We start from the raw sequence: 22,559 nt of genomic DNA, 5'->3' as shown, positions 1-22,559 counted from the left end.
ACAGACTACACCGGCCAGGACCCTGTTGATTATTACTACCACAAGGATGGATTGGGTTCAGTAGTAACCATCACTGACAGCAATGCCGCCATAGTAGAAAAATACTTCTATGATGCCTACGGGAATATCACCATAAAGGATGCTCAAAATAATACCTTGTCTGAATCTGCCATAAATAATACCCGCTTTTTCACAGGGAGAATCTTTGATAAAGAGACAGGATTGTATTATTATAGGGAAAGAATTTATTCGAGTGATCTAGGTAGATTTTTGCAGGTTGATCCGCTTAATTATTATGATAGTAGTAACTTATATCAATTTTGTCAAAATAATAGTGTAAACTTAATTGACCCATTTGGATTATTTACCCTTAACCCGCCCATACAACCTACTGACAGACCAAATGTATCTTATACAAATACTCATGCGGAAAACATTAAGGCAATAAACGATTGGTATAATAAGCAACATCGGAGAGCGCAATGGAGACGTCTTATACCCGTTTTTGGTTATTGGAATCCAAATGCTTATGAGGGGAGTCGTTGGAAGCAGTTCTATCATACAGGGTGTTTAGAACAAGCGGAGGGAGTTGATACAATGGCTTCAAGAAGGGGGCAAGAAGGATGGTATGAAGGGGAAAATGGTGTATGGTATTATAGAGGTGGTATTCAAGATATAGTTAGAACTTATACAGGTCTTGTTAATAGATGGCAACAGAGATAAATGTACTTTATTGTTAAGGGGGCGCTTAAAATGAGATGGGTAGTTATATTTTTAGTTGCAGTGTTATTGTTTTCTATCTTAGCAATATATTTTGAATTTAAGTCTCAAGAGCTTTCACCCGTGGCTGCAAAAAGATCAGGTGACATTAATTTTAATCCTACAAAAGAGCAAAGAAAAGCTATAGCTTATGATTCATATTCAATGTATAGTACCAACCTTGCCATCGGAGCTTTTATTTTATTTGTTATTATAGTAATAATTAAAAAAAGGCAAAAGCCCCATTAATTGAATGATTTTTAACAATGCCATAATTTACTTTTTCGATCATATATAAATATCGTCACGAAGAGTTAAAAATACTTTCTCATTTCACCAATATTCCAAACAGGTAGATGAGAGGCAAGCGACTGAGGGTACCGGAGTGTAATGATCCCCGTTAGCCGATGGATTTTTAAGTTAGCAACGAGCTCTATTGTAACTTAAAATACGCCGTTTGTTAACTGGGGTCAGTATACTATCTGAAGCATATGAGGGCATAAACGGAAAGTTGACATCCCCTTGACAAATGTCAACTTTGGAAAAGGGGACAGCGCCTATTAATTATTGACATATATGGATTTTATTATTATACGTGATTATGCCCAGACAATCACGGATAGTAATACCAAATATATGTAATGCCCCCCATTAGTCAAGGGGAATTTAAGTTAGAGCTAACGGCTCTTTGTTAACTAGTGGCAGTATACAGAGTTCAGCTTTTCTAACTGTTGAACCGCTTATCCGCTCAACTTCTTATTTAACGATATTCTTGCCCATATGATGCGTTTTCCCGTATAATCATATAATAATACAAAACAAGTTACGGGGAAAATATTTGGTTAAGGTATCCAAAAAGATAATTCTCATAGCGTTGCTTCTTCTCGTTTTTTTTGTAATCAATGGTTTTTTTCTTTTCATGATAACCAATTATATAAGGTATGACGCAAGGATTGTGAATTACACGGGTATCGTAAGAGGTTCGATACAAAGGTCGGTAAAACTTGAATTATGCGGAAAAGATGCCGGCGAGATAATAGAAAAAACGGATGTTATACTTGATCTTCTCCTTGAAAAGAACTACAGGTTTAAATTATACGGCATTAAAGATAAGCCGTTCTTTGACTCGATACTTGAACTAAAAAGCAAATGGGGTATCCTTAAGGACAAATTGGATGTTTATAACAAAAACAGGGACAGCCGTATCCGGACGGACATATTTATTTTAAGCGAAGAATGCTGGAGCCTGGCCAATACCTCGGTTTTTGAGGCTCAGTTTGTTTCCGAGTCGAAATTTAAATATATGAATTTTGTGCTGCTCGGCACCATTGTCAACCTGTTCCTGATCCTGCTGATAATCCTGATGGTAAAAAAATGGGTGCATGACAAACTCGAATTTTCCGCCGTATACGATAATTTGACAAAATGTTATAACAGGGCGAGTTTCTATTCCCATCTTAAAAACGAAATAAGAAGAGCCGAAAGATACAGTTCATCACTTGCCGTCATTATGCTTGACGCTGATTATTTTAAAGAAATAAATGATAATTACGGGCATGATGTGGGTGATTCCGTTTTAAGGTCGGTTGCCGATATTTGCCAGAAAAGCATAAGGAAAAATGATTATTTCGCGAGGGTTGGCGGAGAAGAATTTGCGATTATTGCCCTGGAAGCGACGCTAAAACAGGCTTTTATAGTCGCCGAGAAACTGAGAATAGTTTTGAGCAAACATATTTTTAAGCATAATCTTCATGTCACGGCCAGTTTGGGCGTGGCGCAGTATGTAAAAGGCGATACAGAAGATGATATCATGAAAAGGGCCGATATTGCTTTATATAAGGCAAAGCATAACGGAAGAAACCGCGTAGAAATGGAAGTCTGACAAACTCACGCAGTCCCTTATCAAGCGCGTTATTTTGTGGTAAAATTATATTTTAAGTCACTATTTCTGTGGTGCTCAAATGGCTGATTTTCTTAAAAGACTGCTGGAATCCACCAAAGACGGTGTATGCGTATATTATTATGATACGGGAAAAATAATCTACGCCAACCGCGGACTTGCCGAAATTCTGCAGCTTAACCTGACTCCTTCCCGGATATGCGGGGAATTATTCGACAATATAATCAAAATTTCCCCGGATCAGAAGACCATAAGCCAACTTCTTGCCGGAAAAGATTCAATCCGGGGCATAGAGTACAATTTCCAGACCCTGTCCGGCAAAGGGAAATGTGTGATTTTAAACGCTTCTTTTGAAAAAGACGGAGAAAACAGAAAGACTGTAGAAATAATTTTACGCGATATCAGCGAACAAAAAATCACCGCTAAAACTTTGAAGGATAATATAACAAGATTTCGTGATTTGCTGAATAACATGATCAGCGGAGTGGCTGTTTTCAAAGTGGTAGGAAACGGCCGGGATTTTATCTTCAAAGATTTCAATAAAGCGGCTGAAAAAATTGATAATATCGAAAGGATGAACGTTGTCGGCAAAAGGATTGGCGATGTTTTCCCGGGAGCTGAAAAATCGGGAATAGTAAAAGCGTTCAGAAAGGTATGGAAAACAGGGCTTCCGGTCAGAATCCAGTCTTTGTATTACAGCGACGACAGAATAAAAGGGTGGAGAGACAACTATATTTATAAACTGGCCTGTGATGATATTGTGGCCATATATAATGATATAACGGATAAAAGTGTGGCAGAGGAAAAAATGCGTAATTCCGAAAGGAAGTTTACCGATTTATGGGAAAACGCGCCTGTCGCCTACCATTTACTGGATAAGAAAGGGATAATACTTGCCGTTAACCGGACTGAAGCGAATCTGCTAGGTTACAGCTCCGGGGAGATGATAGGCCGGTCAATTTTTGATTTCATTCTTGATGCACAGAAAAAAGATGCTAAAGCGCGGTTTAAAAAAAAGATAACCGGATATAAAATCCCGAAATCGGAGGACCGTATATATGTAAAGAAAAACGGTTCCAAAATTCATGTTATTATTGATGATATCCTTGAATATGATACGGGCGGCAATATATGCGGGATGAGATCCACAATGGTTGATGTAACGGAGCAGAGATACAAGTCCGCGCAGTTTGTGAAATTCCAGGAAACTATTTTAAAACTCGGTAAGATCGATTTTTCCGATATAAGCGCGGCTTTGGAAAAAATAACCGAAATGGATTCGTACGCGCTTGAGACGGACCGCGTAAGCATATGGTTCTTTAACGATGAACATACGGAAATAATCTGTGAAAACCTGTTCTTATCCGCTAAAGCTGTCCATGAAAAAGGAATGAAACTGACTGTTGGAAAATATCCCCGGTATTTTGAGTCTTTGGAAAAAAACAGGTGTATTGCGGCTTCCGACGCCGCAAACGATGAAAGAACCGCTGAATTCGCAGACTATATCAGGGAACACGGGATAAGCTCGATAATGGATGTAGCCGTAAGGCTTCACGGCAAACTGGTAGGTATAATTTGCCATGAACATACAGGCCGCAGGAGAAAATGGACGATTGAAGAGCAGAATTTTGTTTCTTCAATTTCTGATTACATGTCGCTGGCTCTTGAAACAATTTATCGCAGAGAAGCTGAAGACGCCCTGAGAGAATCGCAGATACAGTATCGCTCGACAATCAACTCCCTGACCGATGCCTTGCATGTTGTCGACAGAAACCTGACTGTTTTATTAGCAAACAGCACGTTGCTTTCATGGAATAAAAGGTTCGGGCTTAAAACGGATATCATAGGCCTCAATCTTCTGGATGTGTACCCTTTTTTAGGTGAGAAGGTAATTCAACAGTATAAGAAGGTTTTTAAGGATGAGAAACCCGTAATAACGGAGGAAAAGAACCTGCTCGGGCCGGAAACCATCGTCACCGAGACATGGAAAATCCCTATCATCGAAAAAGGCCGGGTCAAAAAGGTGATAACCGTATTGAAAGACATCACCGACCAGCGGAAACTTCAGGATGAACTGTTGAAGGCGCAAAAACTTGAATCGATAGGAGTGCTGGCGGGCGGCATGGCTCACGATTTCAACAACATCCTGACCGCGATACTTGGGAATATTTCTCTTGCCAAGATTCAATCGGATGCGGGCGGCAAACTGTATAAATTTATGGATGAAGCGGAGAAAGCGTCCCTGAGCGCGAAAAAAATCACCCAGCAGTTTCTTACTTTTTCCAAAGGGGGAAAACCCATCAGGAAACTTGTTTTTCTTTCTGCGTTGATAAAGAATTCCATCTCTTTGTCCGTAAGAGGATCTAACGTAAAATGTGACAGAAGAATTTCAAAAAATCTGTGGCCGGTTAAAATAGACGAGGGACAGATAAGCCAGGTTATAAATAATATTATTATCAACGCTGAGCAGGCGATGCCGGCGGGCGGAAAAATAAGGTTAATCGCGGAAAATATCGTGCTTAAAGGAAATAAGCCGGCCAACCTGAAAAAAGGCAAGTACGTAAAAATAACCATTTCCGATAAGGGAATCGGCATTAAAGAGGATCATATCAATAAGGTCTTTGACCCTTATTTTACGACCAAAGCAAAGGGCCTGGGCCTGGGACTTGCCACTTCTTATTCAATCGTCCGCAACCATGAAGGTCTGATTGCCGTGGAATCAAAGCCGGGACAGGGATCGGTCTTCACGGTTTATTTGCCCGCTGTTTCCAGGGCCGCTAAAAAGAACAGCGTCAAAGACAGGATATATAAAAGTAAAGGCAGGATACTTTTTATGGATGATGAAGACGGAGTCAGAAAAATTGCGAAGAGAATGCTGGAATACATAGGATATGATGTTGATGTTGCCATAGATGGCGCGGAGGCTTTGCAAAAATATAAACAGGCTATGGCTTCCGGACAGAAGTTCGATGCTGTTATTATGGATTTGACGATACCGGGCGGCATGTCAGGCAAAGAAGCGGTGAAATACCTGAAAAAGATTGATTCGGGCGCAAAAGTGATTGTTACCAGCGGATACTCTTTTGATCCGGTGATGGCTAATTTCCGCAAGTTCGGCTTTGAGGATTATCTTATAAAACCTTTCAAATTGCACGATTTAAGCAAAATCATCCATAAAGCTGTTTCACAGGATTGATTTTTCTGTTTTTTATATCCTTTACGGCTGAGATAAAACTCCCCGCCGGGGCGCCGGCATAATCTTAAATAAAATATTTGTTATATAGATAAAAGATGGTAAAATGTTCGGTTAGTTTATATATTGGGATAGTGACAGTATCGCGGGGAGATTATGAAAAATATTCGGGTAGGAATAATAGGATTTGGGACTGTCGGTAAGGGCGTTGTGAAAAATCTGCAGAAAAATACCGGGGTTTTCAGCAGGGATTTCGGCGCGCCTATTGAACTTGTGAGGATTGCGGATAAAGACATAAAGACGGACAGGGGTGTAAAGCTTCCGGAAGGAATGCTGGTATCGGATGTCGAAGCGATCATTAATGATGAATCGATTGATATAGTGGTGGAGCTTATAGGCGGAATTGAACCTGCCAAGACCCTGATTAAAAAGGCGCTTTCGAACGGGAAAAGCGTTGTTACCGCGAATAAAGCGCTGCTTGCGGAACACGGGGAAGAGCTTTTCAAACACGCCGGATTGAATAACCGCGAGATATTTTTTGAGGCAAGCGTGGGCGGCGGGATCCCTATAATCAAAGGGCTCAGAGAAGGCCTGGCGGCGAACAGAATTTTCTCGATATACGCAATCATCAACGGGACAACAAATTATATTTTGTCGAGGATGAGAGAAGAGAAAGTTTCTTTCAAAGACGCGTTAAAGGCGGCAAAGGGCGAAGGATATGCCGAAGCTGACTCCGGGCTGGATATCAGCGGAATGGATTCCGCTCATAAAATTGTGCTGCTTTCTTCCATTGCTTCGGGCAAATGGATCGAGCTCCGTAAAGTTAATGTTGAAGGCATCGAAAAAGTCGAACAAATTGATATTGAATATGCCAGAGAGCTCGGTTTTGTAATAAAGCTTCTTGCCGTTTATAAGGAAAAAAGCAACGGAATCGAAGTGAGGGTGAACCCGACGATGATTGATAATAAAGGCATGCTTGCCGCTGTTGCGGGAGTATATAATGCGATATTGCTCGAAGGGGATTTTGTAGGCAACATACTCTATTATGGCCTGGGCGCCGGAGAAAAACCGACTGCCAGCGCGGTTGTTTCCGATATTCTGGATATTTCAAGGAATATAATATCCGGAAAATCGAAACCTTTCATACCGGATTTCCCCAATAAAGAAAAAAAGATAATTGATATCGGAGATATCAGAAGTAAATATTATTTCAGGTTTACCGTATTAGACAAGCCCGGTGTCCTTTCTAAAATTGCGGGAATATTGGGAGATAATAAGATCAGTATCGCGTCTGTTATCCAAAAAGGCAGAAATAAAGGGAATGCAGTTCCGATTGTCGTCCTGGCTCACAAAGCGTATGAAAAAGATATGCGTAAGGCAATCGGCATTATCGATAAGCTCGATGTTACCAAAGGTAAAACCGTTGTATATAGGGTGGGAGGATTATAATGGGTCCGTGGAAGGGATTAATAAATCAATACAGAGAATATCTTCCCGTTACTGAAAAGACCCCCGTAATTTCTCTTAATGAAGGAAATACACCGCTTATTTTTTCAAAGACACTTTCCGGGCTTTCCGGGGGAAAGCTTAAAGTCTTTCTGAAATTCGACGGCGCGAATCCCACCGGTTCGTTTAAAGACAGAGGGATGACTCTTGCGGTATCAAAAGCGCTGGAAGAAGGATCCGAAGCCGTTATGTGCGCTTCGACGGGTAATACATCCGCTTCCGCCGCGGCGTATTCTGCCAGGGCGGGAATGACCTGTGTAGTGCTTATTCCCGAGGGCGCTATTGCCCTTGGAAAACTGGCGCAGGCGCTTATACACAATGCCAGGGTCATAGCTGTAAAAGGTAATTTTGATGATGCGTTGGAACTGGTCAGGGAAATAACTTCCAAATATCCTATAACACTGGTTAATTCCATAAATCCCTACAGGCTTCAGGGACAGAAGACGGCAGCTTTTGAGATATGCGATTTTCTCGGTTGCGCTCCGGACTATCATTGTATTCCTGTCGGGAATGCGGGCAATATCACAGCTTATTGGATGGGTTATAACGAATATTTCAACAGAAACAAAATTTCTTTAAAACCCAGAATGCTTGGCTTCCAGGCCGAAGGTTCGGCTCCGATAGTAAGAGGACATATTATCAAAGACCCTGAAACTATCGCTACCGCGATAAAGATAGGGAATCCGGCAAGCTGGAAAAAAGCAGAAGGGGCGAGAGATGAATCGGGCGGATTAATTGATATGGTTTCAGATGAGAAAATCCTTGAAGCATATAAATTATTGGCCCGGGAAGGCGTGTTCTGCGAGCCCGCATCAGCCGCGTCCGTGGCAGGATTTATTAAAAAATTTGACGAGGGTTATTTTTCAGATGCGGCAGGGGTTGTAACATGCACTCTCACCGGACATGGGCTTAAGGATCCCGACAGGGCTATTAAATCCGTCGAGGAGCCGATATCATGCAAAGCCGATATCAATGAAATTTTGAAAATTATCGGACTATGAAGAGTTCAGTAGTAAAAAAATAAAGAGATAAGAAAGAATTGGAACCACAGATAGCTCAGATAATCACAGATAAAGATTATTAGATACAAAAGAAAAATTTAAGAGTTATAGTTTTTTATTTTTTAACTATTTATATGTTTTTTGCTTTTTTCATCTGTGTGTATCTGTGGTTAAAGAAAGTTTGGAGTTTTTTTAAGTGTTTTATCCTTGCCCGCCAGTGCTTTGTGGTGGGTGTGGTTAGAAAACTAAAATATTTTTTGTTTAGGAGTTTAGATTGGATATGCTCACTTTCGTGAGCCGGAGATATTACTGTGAAATATATTGTTATTGTCGGAGATGGAATGGCGGATTACGGTTTGTCCGAATTAGAGGGCAGGACGCCGCTCTGCGCGGCGAGAAAACCGAATATAGACCTGATTGCGGAAAACGGTATATGCGGCTGTCTGAAAACCGTGCCGGGCAGACTTGAACCCGGGAGCGATATCGCCAATATGTCGATTCTGGGATATAACCCTTTAAAATATTATTCCGGCCGGGGCCCTTTTGAAGCGTTAAGCAGGGGTATAGAATTAAAGAAGGGCGAAATAGCTTTCAGGTGCAATCTTGTTACTGTTGATGAAGGTCTGATGGCGGACTACAGCGCCGGACACATTAAGACCGAAGAGGCAAGGTCGGTAATAGAAAGATTAAACGAAAAAATGTGTTCAGAGGGGGTCAGATTTTATCCCGGCGTCAGTTACAGGCATATTATGATAATCAGCGAAGAAGCGCTGGGAGCCGATGGCGCGAAATTGAAATGTATACCTCCTCATGATATATCCGGAAAACCGGTATCGGCGAATCTCCCTTCGGGGAAAGGTTCTAAAGTTTTAATAAAACTGATGCGTAAATCCTCAGATATATTACATGATACGGATATTAATTCGGTAAGGCTTGACCTTCGTGAAAATCCTGCTAATATGATATGGCTCTGGGGCGCGGGGAAGCTGCCTGCGATCCCGTTGTTTAAAGAAAAATTCGGTTTGGATGCGGCAATAATATCCGCGGTTGATTTACTGAAAGGGATAGGTAAAGCGCTTGGAATGGATGTGATAGATGTTCCGGGGGCGACAGGATATTATGATACCGATTATGAAGCAAAAGCGGAATACGCGTTGAAGGCTTTATCTGAAAATGACCTTGTGTTCATACATGTAGAAGCGCCGGATGAAGCCGGCCATAACGGCGATATAAGAGAGAAAATCAGGGCAATCGAAAACATTGATGAAAAAATTATAAAAAAAATATCGGAGCATTTTTCGGGGGACAGCGATTACCGTATTTTGTTTTTATGTGATCATGCGACACCGGTTTCGTTAAAGACCCATACGCGGGATCCTGTTCCTTTCTGTATGTCCGGCAAGGGAATAAAAAAGGATGCTTTCACTTCTTATGATGAACAGTGCTGTAAGTCTCCGACACTGAAATTTGAAGCGGGGCACCGCTTGATGGATTATTTCGTTAAACATTAATTTTTGGCAAAAGAGGTTAATTGCAAATGGCTTTGATCGTGCAAAAATATGGGGGAAGTTCGGTCGCAAATCCGGAAAGAATCAAGAATGTCGCGGCAAGGATAACGGAAACAAAAAAACAGGGGAATAAGGTAATAGCCGTGGTTTCCGCGCTTGGAGATACAACGGATGACCTGATATCCCTGTCGGAAAAAATTTCAGATAACCCGTCCGAGAGAGAAATGGATATGCTTTTGTCAACCGGCGAACAGATATCATCGGCGCTGCTGACGATGGCGATACATAAAATCGGGGAACAGGCGATATCTTTAACGGGTGGACAGGTGGGCATTTATACGGACAGCTCTCATAGAAAAGCCAGAATATTGAATATATTCCCCGACAAAGTCAAAGAAGAGCTTTTAAAGGGCAATATAGTTATTGTTGCCGGGTTTCAGGGTGTAGATGAAAACGGAAATATCACAACGCTTGGCCGCGGGGGGTCCGATACCACTGCGGTAGCGCTTGCCTCGGCATTAAATGCCGATATCTGCGAGATATATACCGATGTGGAGGGAGTCTTTACCGCAGACCCCAGAATAGTTAATGATGCGAGAAAGATAGATAAAATAACATATGACGACATGCTGGAGTTAGCCAGTCTTGGGGCAAAAATAATGCAGTTAAGATCCGTTGAATTCGGGAAAAAGTACAATGTTAAAATTCATGTCAGGTCAAGTTTTAATCACAATAGCGGGACAATTATAACCGAGGAGATTGATAAAATGGAAGAACCAGTTGTAGTCGGCATAGCCGCGGATACCGATGAGGCAAAAGTCACTATACAGGGAGTAACAGACAAACCGGGAATCGCGTCTCTTGTTTTCGGATCGCTTTCGGATGCGAATGTTAATGTGGATATGATAGTCCAGAACGTCAGCGAAAAAGGGAAGACGGACATATCTTTTACGGTCAAGAGGGATGAAGTCAACAAAGCGACTGACGTGGTAAAGAAGGTTGTTTTAAAGGCTGGTTCAAGCGGCGTGAAATTTGATGATAGTATCGCGAAAGTTTCTGTTGTCGGAGTAGGTATGAAAAGCCATCCGGGCGTTGCGGCGACGATGTTCAAAACACTTGCCGACGCCGGCATTAATATAGAGATGATAACTACATCCGAGATAAAGATATCATGTGTTGTCAAAAGGGATAATGCTGACAGAGCCGTCCAGGTTCTTCACAAAGTTTTTAATTTATCGGGAAAATAGGTGTTAACGATGAAAAATAAAGTAGAAATATATGATACGACCCTGAGAGACGGAAGCCAGGCGGAAGGAATTACTTTTTCCGTGTCGGATAAGTTGCTTATGGCCGGGAAGTTTGATGACATTGGTATTGCCTATATTGAAGGAGGATGGCCGGGTTCGAACCCGAAGGACATGCATTTTTTTGATTCCCTTAAAAAAATTAAGTTTAAGAAAGCAAAGATTTCTGCGTTCGGAAGCACAAGAAGGGCGAAAAATAAAGTTGAAAAAGACCCTAATATCCAGGCGCTGTTAAAGGCCCGGACGCCTGTTGTGACTATTTTCGGTAAAAGCTCGATTCTTCATGTAAAAAATGTTTTGAAGATATCCAAAGAGGAAAACCTTAAACTGATCTATGATTCGGTAAATTATTTAAAAAAGAAGAAAAAAGAAGTTTTTTTTGACGCCGAACATTTCTTTGACGGTTTTGAGCTTGATTACCGTTATGCGCTCGAAACAATCCTGGCCGCCGAACGCGCGGGAGCCGATTGTATCGTTCTGTGTGATACTAACGGGGGGACACTGGTATCAAGGCTTCAGAATATTATTAAGGCGGTTAAGCATGAGATTAAGGTCCCTTTTGGAATACATACACACAATGATGCGGGTCTTGCGACCGCGAATTCACTTAGCGCGGTTGAACTTGGCGCTGTCCAGGTACAGGGGACAATGAACGGCTACGGAGAAAGAAGCGGGAACGCCAACCTCTGTGAAATAATCCCGGCGCTGAAAGTAAAAATGAAAATTGATTGTGTTTCTTCCGGCCAGTTGAGACATTTAAAGGAAATTTCGCGGTTTGTAGACGAACTGGCAAATATGAGGCATAACAATAAGATGCCTTATGTGGGCGACAGCGCTTTTGCTCACAAGGCCGGCGTCCATGTTAACGCTGTTCAAAAGGATAAGACAAGTTATGAACATATGGATCCTTCACTTGTAGGCAATAAGAGAAGGATCCTGATCTCCGACCTTTCCGGACAAAGCAATGTCCTGTTAAAAGCAGTTGAGTACGGCCTGGACATTAAGGATAAATCCTCCGAGGCGAAAAAAATACTGGCTGATCTGAAGGAACTTGAGAAGAAAGGTTACGAGTTTGAGGCCGCCGAGGCATCTTTTGACATTTTAATGAAAAAAGTCCTTAGAAAACATAAAAGCTTTTTCGAGCTGGAAGGTTTCACTGTTATCGATGAAAAGCGGACGGACAAAAAATTAATTTCCGTAGCGACCATAAAAGTCAATGTAGACGGCAAAACAGAACGCACGGCCGCGGAAGGGGACGGACCCGTTAACGCGCTGGACAATGCCCTCAGAAAAGCCCTGACGCCGTTTTACCCCGAAATTGCGAATGTGCGTTTGACAGATTTCAAAGTCAGGGTGCTTGATGCAAAAAGCGGAACAGCCGCAAAAGTGAGAGTGCTTATTGAATCGACGGACGGTAAGGATATTTGGGGCACTGTCGGGGTTTCCGAAAATATTATAGAAGCTTCATGGGAAGCGCTTGTAGATAGTGTCGAATATAAACTTTTTAAAGATGAAAAGAATAAAAGACAATAATAATTCAATTACGGTTATAAAATGCCAACAGAGTTGCCTAAACAATACGATCCGGGACAGGTAGAGGACAGGATATACAGTTTCTGGGAGAAGAGTAATTCTTTCCATGCCGTCCCTGTTAAAGACAGGGAACCGTTTACAATAGTTATCCCCCCGCCCAATGTGACTTCTGTCCTGCATATGGGCCATGGACTGAACAATACCATCCAGGATATTCTAATCAGGTATAAAAGGATGCAGGGTTATATCGCCGAATGGATGCCGGGAACGGACCATGCCGGTATAGCTACTCAGAATGTGGTTGAGAAGGAATTAGCAAAAGAACATATAACCCGCGAAAAAATCGGACGGGACAAGTTTGTAAAAAAGGTATGGGAGTGGAAGGAAAAATATGAAAAAAGAATTCTCGATCAGTTAAAGAAGATCGGGTGTTCATGTGATTGGGAAAGAACAAGGTTTACCATGGACGAAGGCCTGTCCTTTGCCGTCAGGAAAGTCTTTGTTGACCTTTATAAAAAAGGACTTATCTACAGGGGAAGATATATTATCAACTGGTGCCCCAGATGCGGGACCGCATTGTCAGATGAGGAAGCGGAGCATGAAGACCAGAAGGGATATTTATGGTATATAAAATATCCTTTTAAAGGTTCTTCCCGCCATATCACGGTTGCCACCACAAGGCCGGAGACCATGCTGGGAGACCTTGCCGTAGCGGTTAATCCCGCTGACAAGCGATATAAAAAATTCATAGGAAAAACCCTGATATTACCCCTTGCCGGGAGGGAAATACCGGTTATTGCCGACGAATTTGTGGATCCTGAATTCGGCACCGGCGCTGTTAAGGTCACTCCCGCGCATGACCCGAATGATTTTGAAATGGGCGCGCGTCATGGACTAAAACCTTTGACGGTCATGGATGGCAAGGGTTTGATGAATGAAAATGCCGGGCCCGAATATCAGGGTATGGACAGATATGAGGCAAGGGAAAAAATCATTATCGATCTGGAAGAAAAAAAATTGCTTGATAGGACGGAGAATCATGTTCATTCCGTCGGGCATTGTTACAGGTGTCATACGGTTATAGAACCTTATATATCCGAACAATGGTTTGTAAAAATGAAGCCGCTGGCGGAACCCGCCTTAAAAGCTGTGTCTTCGGGCAAAATAAAATTTTATCCGGCAAGGTGGACTAAAGTTTATATCAATTGGCTTGAGAACATAAGAGACTGGTGTATTTCCAGGCAGATATGGTGGGGCCACAGGATCCCTGTATGGTATTGCGGCGATTGCGGAGAAACGATAGTAGATATAAATGACCCTTTAAAATGCCCGAAATGCTCGAGCGGAAAAATCAAACAGGATGAGGATGTTCTTGATACATGGTTTTCTTCATGGTTATGGCCTTTTTCCACTTTTGGATGGCCTGAAAAAAATACAGACCTGGATTATTTCTATCCCACCCACACTCTTTCCACAGCGTCGGAAATTATATTTTTCTGGGTTGCAAGAATGATCATGGCCGGTTTTGAATTTATGGGCAAGGAACCTTTTAAGGATATTTATATACACGGAACCGTCAGGGATGAGCAGGGAAGAAAGATGTCGAAATCGCTCGGCAACGGGATAGACCCCCTGGATGTGGTAAGGAAATACGGAGCGGATGCGCTGAGATTCAGCGTTATCGTAATAACGGCGCAGGGGCAGGATGTATATCTTTCCGATCAGAAATTTGAAATCGGGAGAAATTTCGCAAATAAGCTGTGGAATGCGTCCAGGTTCATATTAAATTCACTGGACGGCTTTGAGGAACCGGCAAAAAAAGAACTGTCGTCTGATGATAAATATATATTATACAAACTTGCGCAGACATCCGAACTAGTTAAAAAATCACTTGATAAATATCGCTTTAATGACTCTGCACAAGCTATATATGACTTTTTATGGCATGAGTTTTGCGACAAATACATCGAATCGGTGAAACCTGTTTTATATGGCAGCGACCTTTTGAAGAAGAACAAGACAATATCAATATTCCTGGAAGTTTTAGAGGCTTCATTACGCCTTCTGCATCCTTTCATGCCGTTCATAACAGAAGAGATCTGGCAGAAATTGTTTGAAGCTTCAGGTAAAGAAAAACCCTGTGAATCAATAATGTTTGCCGAATGGCCTGATTTCAAACCTGAAAAATCAGACGCTAAAATTGTTTCACGTGTGGAGATAAAACATGAAATGATAAAAGCTATGAGAAACCTCAGGAGCGAATACAATATTCCTCCGTCCAAAAATGTGAATTTCATCATTAAATCGAAGGATAAGGAATTTATCTCTTTTCTTGAGGATGATTTTATATCTTTAAAAAAATTGTCAAAGGCGGATGATATTAAAATAACGGCTTCATATAAACAGGATGACGCCATGCCGACAGCTGTTTTTCCGTACGGAAATATTTTTATGACCTTAGAATCTTCCATTGATATAGACACAGAGCTGGACAGGTTAAAAGGGCAGATAATCAGGATCGAACAGGATATGGCAATTGTGTCTAAAAAGTTATCCAACAGGAATTTCCTTGAACGGGCTCCCAAAGATATAGTGCAAAAGGAAATCGAAAAAAGGAAAAAATTGCAGGATGACGTTGATAAGATAAATTCTTCGGTCAGATATCTGCGCTCTCTGAATAACAGATGAACAGCAAAGCGTCTCCCAGCCTATTTCAGTTATCCTCGGATTTTAAGCCGGCGGGAGACCAGCCGGAGGCTATCAGGCTGATTACGGAATCTTTCCTCAACGGCCGGAACAAAAAAGTTTTAAGAGGGGTTACGGGTTCGGGCAAAACATTTACTGTGGCAAATATTATTTCAGCAATGAATATGCCGGTGCTTGTAATATCCCATAATAAAACATTGGCCGCCCAGCTTTTCAGCGAGCTCAGGAATTTTTTTCCCGCTAACGCGGTAGAGTATTTTATATCATATTATGATTATTACCAGCCGGAGGCATATATCCCCCAGACAGATATTTATATCGAGAAAGATTCTTCCGTTAATGAAGAGATTGAGAGACTCAGGTTATCCGCGACAGCTTCTCTTCTTTCAAGGCGTGATGTAATCATTGTGGCAAGTGTCTCCTGCATTTACGGTTTAGGCTCCCCCGAAGATTATGAGAATATGGTTATATGCCTGAAAGCCGGTTCGGAAGCCCTCCCGCAGGAAGTCCTTATCAAAAAACTTGTTGATATACAATATGCCAGGAATGATATATCTTTTGCGCCCGGAACGTTCAGAAAAAGAGGCGATACAATCGAAATATTTCCTTCTTACGGGGAAGACCCTGTCCGCGTGTCTTATTATGATGAAAGGATAGAGGCAATAAACAGGATAGAGCCTCTTTCAGGCAGAAAAAAGGATATAATGAGTGATATATGCATCTATCCGGCGAAACATTTTGTATTACCCGAGGATAAGATACAAAGAGCTCTCAAACTGATAGAAGAAGAGCTTGATGACCGGCTGAAATATTTCTACCGGAATAAAAAATATCTTGAAGCGCAGCGGCTGGAATCAAGGACTCGTTATGATATAGAGATGTTTTCAGAGCTCGGGTATTGTCCGGGAATTGAAAACTATTCGAGGCATTTAACCGGACGTGTTGAGGGTTCAAGGCCTTCATGCCTGATAGATTTTTTCCCCAAAGATTTCCTGACGGTTATAGACGAATCGCACGTAACGCTGCCGCAGGTCAGGGGTATGTATGAAGGAGACAGATCAAGAAAAAAAACGCTGGTGGAATACGGCTTCAGGCTGCCTTCGGCGCTTGATAACAGGCCGCTTAATTTTCGCGAGTTTGAAAGTTTGTCGGGAAAAACGTTATTTGTTTCAGCTACTCCCGGCCCTTATGAACTGAAACAGGACCGCAATCCGGTCGACCAGGTAATCAGGCCTACGGGATTGCTCGACCCGGATATTGAAATAAGGCCTCTTGAAACACAGGTAGATGATTTAGCCGGCGAAATAAGTAATTATGCCGGAAGAGGGCATAAAGTGCTTGTAACCACGCTCACAAAAAGAACGGCGGAAGAATTAACTTTATATTTAAGGAAACTGGATATAAGGGTAAAATATATACATTCTGAACTTGACGCGATAGAGAGAGTTGAAATCCTGCGGGATTTAAGAGACGGGAAATTTGATGTGCTGGTAGGTATAAATTTATTGAGAGAAGGGCTTGATTTGCCCGAAGTGGCTTTGGTCGCTGTTCTCGATGCGGATAAAGAAGGGTTTTTGAGGTCGGAAACTTCCCTGATCCAGGTTGCGGGAAGAGCCGCCAGGAATCTTGACGGGAAAGTGATACTCTACGCCGATAAGATCACGGATTCTATAAAAGGAGCTGTTGAAATAACGCGAAAACGCAGAAAAGTGCAGGAAGAGTATAATAAAAAACATAATATAACGCCGGCGTCGATAATAAGAAAAGAGCAGGCGGCTTTATCGCATAGAAAAAAAGAAGCGGAGGAAATTGTCGAATCATTCGTTAAAGAAGGGCCTGTTCCTTATAGAACACTCGAAGAACTTTATGCGCTGGAAAAAGAAATGAGAGAGGCGGCCGGGAATCTGGATTTTGAAAAAGCCGCCCGGTTAAGAGACAGGATATACAGCCTGAAAGGCGGGAAAAACAGGTAGCGGATAATCAGGTTAAAGAGGGGGAAATATGGATATCTTTGATAAATACACCGAGAAGCTCGTTAAGATCGCGCTCGGCGAAGATATAGGAAAAGGAGATATTACAACAGACGCTCTCACCGCAAAGAATTTTCCGGCCACTGCGGAATTGATTGCAAATGAGCCATTTGTCACAGCCGGACTGGATTTGGTTGATTATGTTTTTAAGATGGTTGACCCTCTTGTAATAACAAAGAAGAAGAAACAGGACGGCGATTCAGTTCAAAGAGGGGATGTTATTGCCGTCATCAGAGGCGGAATCAAGCCATTGATGAAAGCAGAAAGGACCGCGCTGAATTTTATTTCGAGATTATCGGGCATAGCGACATTGACATCTGAATACGTTAATGCGGTCAGGCCGTATGGAACAAGGATAATGGCTACCAGAAAAACCACGCCCGGCTGGAGGATCCTGGAAAAATACGCCGTTACGATAGGAGGCGGCGAAAGCCATCGCATGGGTTTATATGATCAGATATTAATTAAAGACAACCATTTAAAACTATTTAAAGGGAAACCGGAAATTGCGGTTAAGAAAGCGATTCAAAACGCGAAACAGAAGAAGCCGGAAGCATTTGTTATAGTTGAAATCGACGACCCGCGATTAGTGACCGTTGCAAAAGATAACGGAGCGGATAGGATATTGCTTGATAATATGGGGATAGAAGAGCTGAAGACGGCCGTAGCCCTGGCCGGAGGCGCCGTCGAACTTGAAGCATCCGGCGGACTTTCCCTTGCTAATATCCGGAAAGTCGCCGGAACGGGAGTGGATATCATATCAATAGGTAAGATAACTCATTCCGCGGCAAGTGTGGATATTACAATGGAAATCAAAACAGTCTGAGATAAGTTAAATGGATATCGATGCGAAACTTATAGAAGCCCTGCATTCGGATAGAGAGGGTTATATATCCGGCGCGGAAATTGCCGAGAAGCTGGGTATTACAAGAACGGCTATCTGGAAACATATAGAGGCTATAAGAAATAACGGTTATGAGATAGAGGCCGTCCCTCATCTCGGATACAGGCTTTTAAAGGTCCCCGACAGGCTGATTCCGCAGGAGATCGGGATAGGGTTAAAAACAGAATTTATAGGCGGAAATATTATTACCTATCAGTCATGTTTGTCTACAAGCGATATTGCCGAAGAAAAGGCGCGTTCCGGGGAAAAGGAGGGAACTGTTGTTTTTGCCGAATATCAGTCCAAAGGGCGCGGAAGACTGGGAAGATTATGGCGTTCGGAAAAATCCAAAAATCTTTTGTGTTCCGTGATATTGAGGCCGCAGATCCATCCGTCCGTTTCTTCCATTCTTACTGTATTGGCGGCGCTGTCTGTGTGTGAAATGCTGCGTAAATATGGTTTGTCGCCGCTTATAAAGTGGCCTAATGACGTAATGGTAAAAAATAAAAAAATAGGCGGAATATTAACGGAAATAAAAACAGAAGCCGATCTTGTCGAGTATGTGATACTGGGCATCGGAATTAATGTAAACTCGGAAATGCGTAAAATGAATCAGGATATCGCAGACACAGCAACATCTGTTTTTGATGAATGCGGTTACAGAGTTGACAGAATCGAAGCCGGAAGAAACCTGTTGGCTGCGCTGGATAAGAGATACAAACATGTGAAGAACAGGAAGCAGGGCGCTCTCATTAAGGAATATATAGATTATTCTTCCACATTAGGTAATATTGTAGATATCAAAGTCGGTTCCAGGACCGTTCACGGATATGCGCAGGGTTTTGATGATACGGGAGCTTTGATCATACGCAAAGAGGACAACTCGATTGAAAAAGTCAATTCCGGCGAATTAATCCGGGGGTGAATATGATAAAAATCTTTTGTGTCGACATAGGGAATTCTTCCATTGACAGCGGTATTTATTCAAGGGGGAAGATCTTACTAAGAAGAAAATTCCCGCTTGAAGACCTTAAAGGTTTTATTGTCTTCGCCAAAAGGATTGTATCAAAGAGCGAGATTGGAAATATATCAATAAGCGCTGTTGTGCCCGCAGCCGGATTAGAGCTGAGGAAAGCGCTGGCAGCTTATACCGGCAGGATATATTTTATTAATCCTTCAAAGATAAAAACAATAAAGATAAATGATAAATATAAAAAACAGGCGGGAGCCGACAGGATAGCAAATGCCGCCGCGGCGTCCGGCAGGTACAAGGCGCCTTCTTTAGTGGTCGACTTCGGGACGGCAATTACATTTGATGTGATAAAAAAGACAAATCATTATGACGGGAGCATCATCTTTCCCGGGTTGAGGACTTCGAAAAATGCTTTAGTCTCTTCAGCCGTATTACTGCCCGATTTCAGATTTGCCAGGCCCGGGTCTGTTATTGCCGACAATACCCCGGATGCCATGAGAGCCGGGCTTTATTACGGCACGGCCGAACTGGTTAAAGGCATAAAGCGCAGAATCGAAAAGGAACTGAATATCAGGTTTAAGACCGTTATCGGCACCGGAGGGGACGCCGGGATATTCGAGAGGGAAAACGTATTTGATATCATAGATAACGATCTTACCCTTTTTGGCGCGGCGATACTTATGATTGATGAAAATATTTATGGGAAAAAAAGACAACGCCATATTAAAGATATATAATGCGATGCATGATTATTTCGGGCCAAGCCGCTGGTGGCCGGCAGATACGCCTCTTGAGATCTGCGCAGGAGCGATTTTGACCCAGAATACTTCGTGGAAAAATGTCGAGAGATGCATTCTGAATCTCAAGAAGAAGAAAGTGTTATCGTTAAACGCGTTGCTGGAAATAGGGGTTGCAGACCTTCAAAAACTGATACGGCCTTCGGGTTTCTATGCGCAGAAGGCAAAAAGGCTCAAAAAATTCTGTTCTTTCGTATACGGCAATTTCAGGTCGTTAAAAAATATGAGTCTGCTGGATACAGACACTTTAAGAAAAAGTCTGCTGGCTGTAGAAGGAATAGGTCCGGAGACTGCCGATTCGATTTTGTTATATGTATTTGAAAGGCCTGTCTTTGTTGTCGATGCTTATACAAGAAGACTGTTTTCAAGACATGGTTTCTTTGATGAAAGGACAGAGTATGGTACTATAAAATCGTTTTTCGAGACAAGTTTACCGGGTGTATCCGGATTGTATAAAGATTACCATGCTCAGATAGTTGAGACGGGTAAACTGTTCTGCCGGAAATCGGCTTTATGCGATAAATGTTTTTTAAACAACAAGAAATATTTTAAAAATAATTCAAAAGTGATTTAGGAGTTTATCCATGATGTTGCGATTGATCCGGATCTTTGTTTTGTCGGTTTTCATTTTCGGTATGCGCGGGGACTTTACCTTTGCCAGTAAAGATGAACCTAAAATACTGTTTATAATCCCGAGTTCGAATTTCAGGGATGAGGAGCTTTTCTACCCTATGAAAATATTCCTACAGGCCAACTGGCGGGTTGACATAGCTTCTTCGGTTAAGGGCCATATCAAGGGAATGCTCGGAAACAGCATCGAAGCATTGTATTTGATATATGATGTTAATCCGGCGGATTATGATGTGATTGTCTTCATCGGCGGAAGCGGGGCGACGGAATACTGGGATGATGAAACCGCGCATGAAATAGCCAGGAAAGCGGCGGAAAAACATAAGATTTTAGGGGCAAGCTGTATCGCCCCTGTTATTTTAGCCAATGCCGGTGTTTTGAAAGATGTAAAGGCTACTTCATGGATTTCTGTGAAAAACAGAATAAAAAACGGAGGCGCCCTGTTTATGGATGAACCCGTTGTAGTTGACAAGTTAATTGTTACAGTCAATAATCCTGAGTCTGCGGGGGAATTCGGCCAGGCTTTATTTGACCTTGCCGAAAAAGAAGGCTATGCTGTTGAATACTGACGCTGTTTACTGATGCGGGAGCCGTATGGATGCGATAATTATCAATATCGGAGAAGAATTGTTGACGGGAGAAATCCTGAATAAGGATTTTCAGTGCCTGTCAAATGCCGTCTTTCGTTCCGGAGGAAATATATTAAAACAGGTTTGCCTGCCTGATGACATGGATATTCTGAAAAAAGAAATTAAAAGATATCTTTCTGATTCGGATATAGTGATAACCACAGGCGGATTAGGCCCGACGTCTGATGACCTGACAAAGAAGGCGGCGGCCGGAATTTTCAACAGAAAACTGGTTAAAAACACAAAAATTTATAATCTGCTTAAGGAACGCTATCGTTTTTCCTCGCCTCCCGTTACGGAAAATTCCATAAGGGAACAGGCAATGCTTCCTGAAAAAGCCAGAATTATATTGAACACCGTGGGCAGCGCCACGGGTATCTTTATTGAAGAGGGCAGCAAAAAAATATTAATGCTGCCCGGCCCTCCTTCAGAGTTAATACCCATGATCAGGGAGGGGTTAAAACTCCTCGGACTTAAAGAGGATTCTGATTTTTCGGATAAGGTGAGATACCTTTGTGTTTCCGGAATGTCTGAATCAGTAGTCGATTCAATAGTGGCGGAAATTCTCAAAAGGAGAAAAGACTTTTCATACGGCCTTCGCGCGAAAACGGGAGAAGTGGTAATCAGGCTGAAAGTTAAAAAGGGCGGGGCCGACATCGAAGCTCTGGCTGAAGAAATAAAAAAGAGTTTCGGGGGAAACATATATTCAGAAAAGAACGAGCATATAGAGAAAATTATAGGTGACCTTTTGATAAAGCACCAAAAAACCATAGCTGTCGCCGAATCCTGCACCGGCGGGATGCTATCTGAGATGATAACGGGCATATCGGGCAGTTCAAAGTATTTTCTGGGCGGATATGTCACATATTGCAATAATCTTAAAATCCTTGACCTCGGGGTATCGAAGGATGTATTGGTGAGCAGGGGCGCGGTCAGTTCGCAATGCGCTCTTCAGATGGCAAGAGGATGCAGGAGAAGAGCGACCTCGGATGTTGCTGTCAGCATAACCGGTGTCGCGGGACCTTCCGGCGGAACTTCCGAAAAACCTGTCGGTTTGGTGTATATTGCTCTTGATGACGGGTTTGTGAGCCGAACGGAAGAATTCAGGTTTATCGGGCAGAGAGAGCAGATAAGGCAAAAAGCCTGTTACGCCGCCCTTGATTTATTAAGAAAATATTTAATAGCGGAATAAAACCACGGAATTGTA

At 42.3% G+C, this 22,559-nt stretch carries 17 protein-coding genes; all 17 read left to right on the top strand.

The window, feature by feature from the left end; genetic code table 11:
• Window positions 1-723, top strand: a 723-nt coding sequence (locus tag M0R36_09585; GenBank protein MCK9556049.1) for an RHS repeat-associated core domain-containing protein, incomplete at its 5' end; no start/stop codon positions are given.
• A 30-nt stretch (window positions 724-753) separates the two neighbouring features.
• Window positions 754-1,008: a hypothetical protein gene (locus M0R36_09580; protein ID MCK9556048.1), complete on the top strand. Its 255-nt coding sequence runs from the start codon at window positions 754-756 to the stop codon at window positions 1,006-1,008.
• Between the two features lie 670 nt (window positions 1,009-1,678).
• Complete coding sequence (locus tag M0R36_09575) at window positions 1,679-2,641, top strand: GGDEF domain-containing protein (GenBank protein ID MCK9556047.1); 963 nt, start codon at window positions 1,679-1,681, stop codon at window positions 2,639-2,641.
• A gap of 79 nt (window positions 2,642-2,720) precedes the next feature.
• Window positions 2,721-5,855: a PAS domain S-box protein gene (locus M0R36_09570; GenBank protein MCK9556046.1), complete on the top strand. Its 3,135-nt coding sequence runs from the start codon at window positions 2,721-2,723 to the stop codon at window positions 5,853-5,855.
• Between the two features lie 153 nt (window positions 5,856-6,008).
• Window positions 6,009-7,301 carry a homoserine dehydrogenase gene (locus M0R36_09565; GenBank protein MCK9556045.1) on the top strand — a complete coding sequence of 431 codons (1,293 nt, stop codon included), beginning with the start codon at window positions 6,009-6,011 and terminating at the stop codon, window positions 7,299-7,301.
• Window positions 7,301-8,359, top strand: coding sequence for a threonine synthase (gene thrC / locus M0R36_09560; protein ID MCK9556044.1), 1,059 nt, complete (start codon window positions 7,301-7,303; stop codon window positions 8,357-8,359). The genes M0R36_09565 and thrC overlap by 1 nt, the downstream gene beginning before the upstream one ends.
• A gap of 311 nt (window positions 8,360-8,670) precedes the next feature.
• A complete protein-coding gene (locus M0R36_09555; protein MCK9556043.1) occupies window positions 8,671-9,870 on the top strand; it encodes a cofactor-independent phosphoglycerate mutase in 1,200 nt (399 codons plus the stop codon).
• A gap of 26 nt (window positions 9,871-9,896) precedes the next feature.
• Window positions 9,897-11,114, top strand: a complete 1,218-nt coding sequence (locus M0R36_09550) for an aspartate kinase (GenBank protein MCK9556042.1) — start codon at window positions 9,897-9,899, stop codon at window positions 11,112-11,114.
• Window positions 11,115-11,123: 9 nt separating this feature from the next.
• Window positions 11,124-12,704 (top strand): citramalate synthase, encoded by a 1,581-nt coding sequence (cimA, locus tag M0R36_09545; protein ID MCK9556041.1) that lies wholly within the window; start codon window positions 11,124-11,126, stop codon window positions 12,702-12,704.
• Window positions 12,705-12,725: 21 nt separating this feature from the next.
• Window positions 12,726-15,392 (top strand): valine--tRNA ligase, encoded by a 2,667-nt coding sequence (locus tag M0R36_09540; protein MCK9556040.1) that lies wholly within the window; start codon window positions 12,726-12,728, stop codon window positions 15,390-15,392.
• A complete protein-coding gene (gene uvrB / locus M0R36_09535) occupies window positions 15,389-17,383 on the top strand; it encodes an excinuclease ABC subunit UvrB (GenBank protein ID MCK9556039.1) in 1,995 nt (664 codons plus the stop codon). Before M0R36_09540 ends, uvrB begins: the two co-directional genes overlap by 4 nt.
• Before the next feature lie 28 nt (window positions 17,384-17,411).
• Window positions 17,412-18,266 carry a carboxylating nicotinate-nucleotide diphosphorylase gene (gene nadC, locus M0R36_09530; protein MCK9556038.1) on the top strand — a complete coding sequence of 285 codons (855 nt, stop codon included), beginning with the start codon at window positions 17,412-17,414 and terminating at the stop codon, window positions 18,264-18,266.
• A 10-nt stretch (window positions 18,267-18,276) separates the two neighbouring features.
• Window positions 18,277-19,248 (top strand): biotin--[acetyl-CoA-carboxylase] ligase, encoded by a 972-nt coding sequence (locus M0R36_09525; GenBank protein ID MCK9556037.1) that lies wholly within the window; start codon window positions 18,277-18,279, stop codon window positions 19,246-19,248.
• 2 nt (window positions 19,249-19,250) lie between these two features.
• Entirely contained in the window at window positions 19,251-20,033 is a 783-nt protein-coding gene (locus M0R36_09520; GenBank protein MCK9556036.1) for a type III pantothenate kinase, read from the top strand.
• Complete coding sequence (locus M0R36_09515; protein ID MCK9556035.1) at window positions 19,996-20,667, top strand: hypothetical protein; 672 nt, start codon at window positions 19,996-19,998, stop codon at window positions 20,665-20,667. The genes M0R36_09520 and M0R36_09515 overlap by 38 nt, the downstream gene beginning before the upstream one ends.
• Before the next feature lie 10 nt (window positions 20,668-20,677).
• Complete coding sequence (locus M0R36_09510) at window positions 20,678-21,292, top strand: DJ-1/PfpI family protein (GenBank protein ID MCK9556034.1); 615 nt, start codon at window positions 20,678-20,680, stop codon at window positions 21,290-21,292.
• A 25-nt stretch (window positions 21,293-21,317) separates the two neighbouring features.
• Window positions 21,318-22,544: a CinA family nicotinamide mononucleotide deamidase-related protein gene (locus M0R36_09505; protein MCK9556033.1), complete on the top strand. Its 1,227-nt coding sequence runs from the start codon at window positions 21,318-21,320 to the stop codon at window positions 22,542-22,544.
• Window positions 22,545-22,559 lie beyond the last annotated feature (15 nt).

Source organism: bacterium, assembly GCA_023228325.1.
Lineage (GTDB): Bacteria > Auribacterota > UBA6266 > UBA6266 > UBA6266 > UBA6266.
The sequence above is the reverse complement of the archived record's forward strand: the minus strand, read 5'-3'. Positions and strand labels throughout refer to the sequence as shown.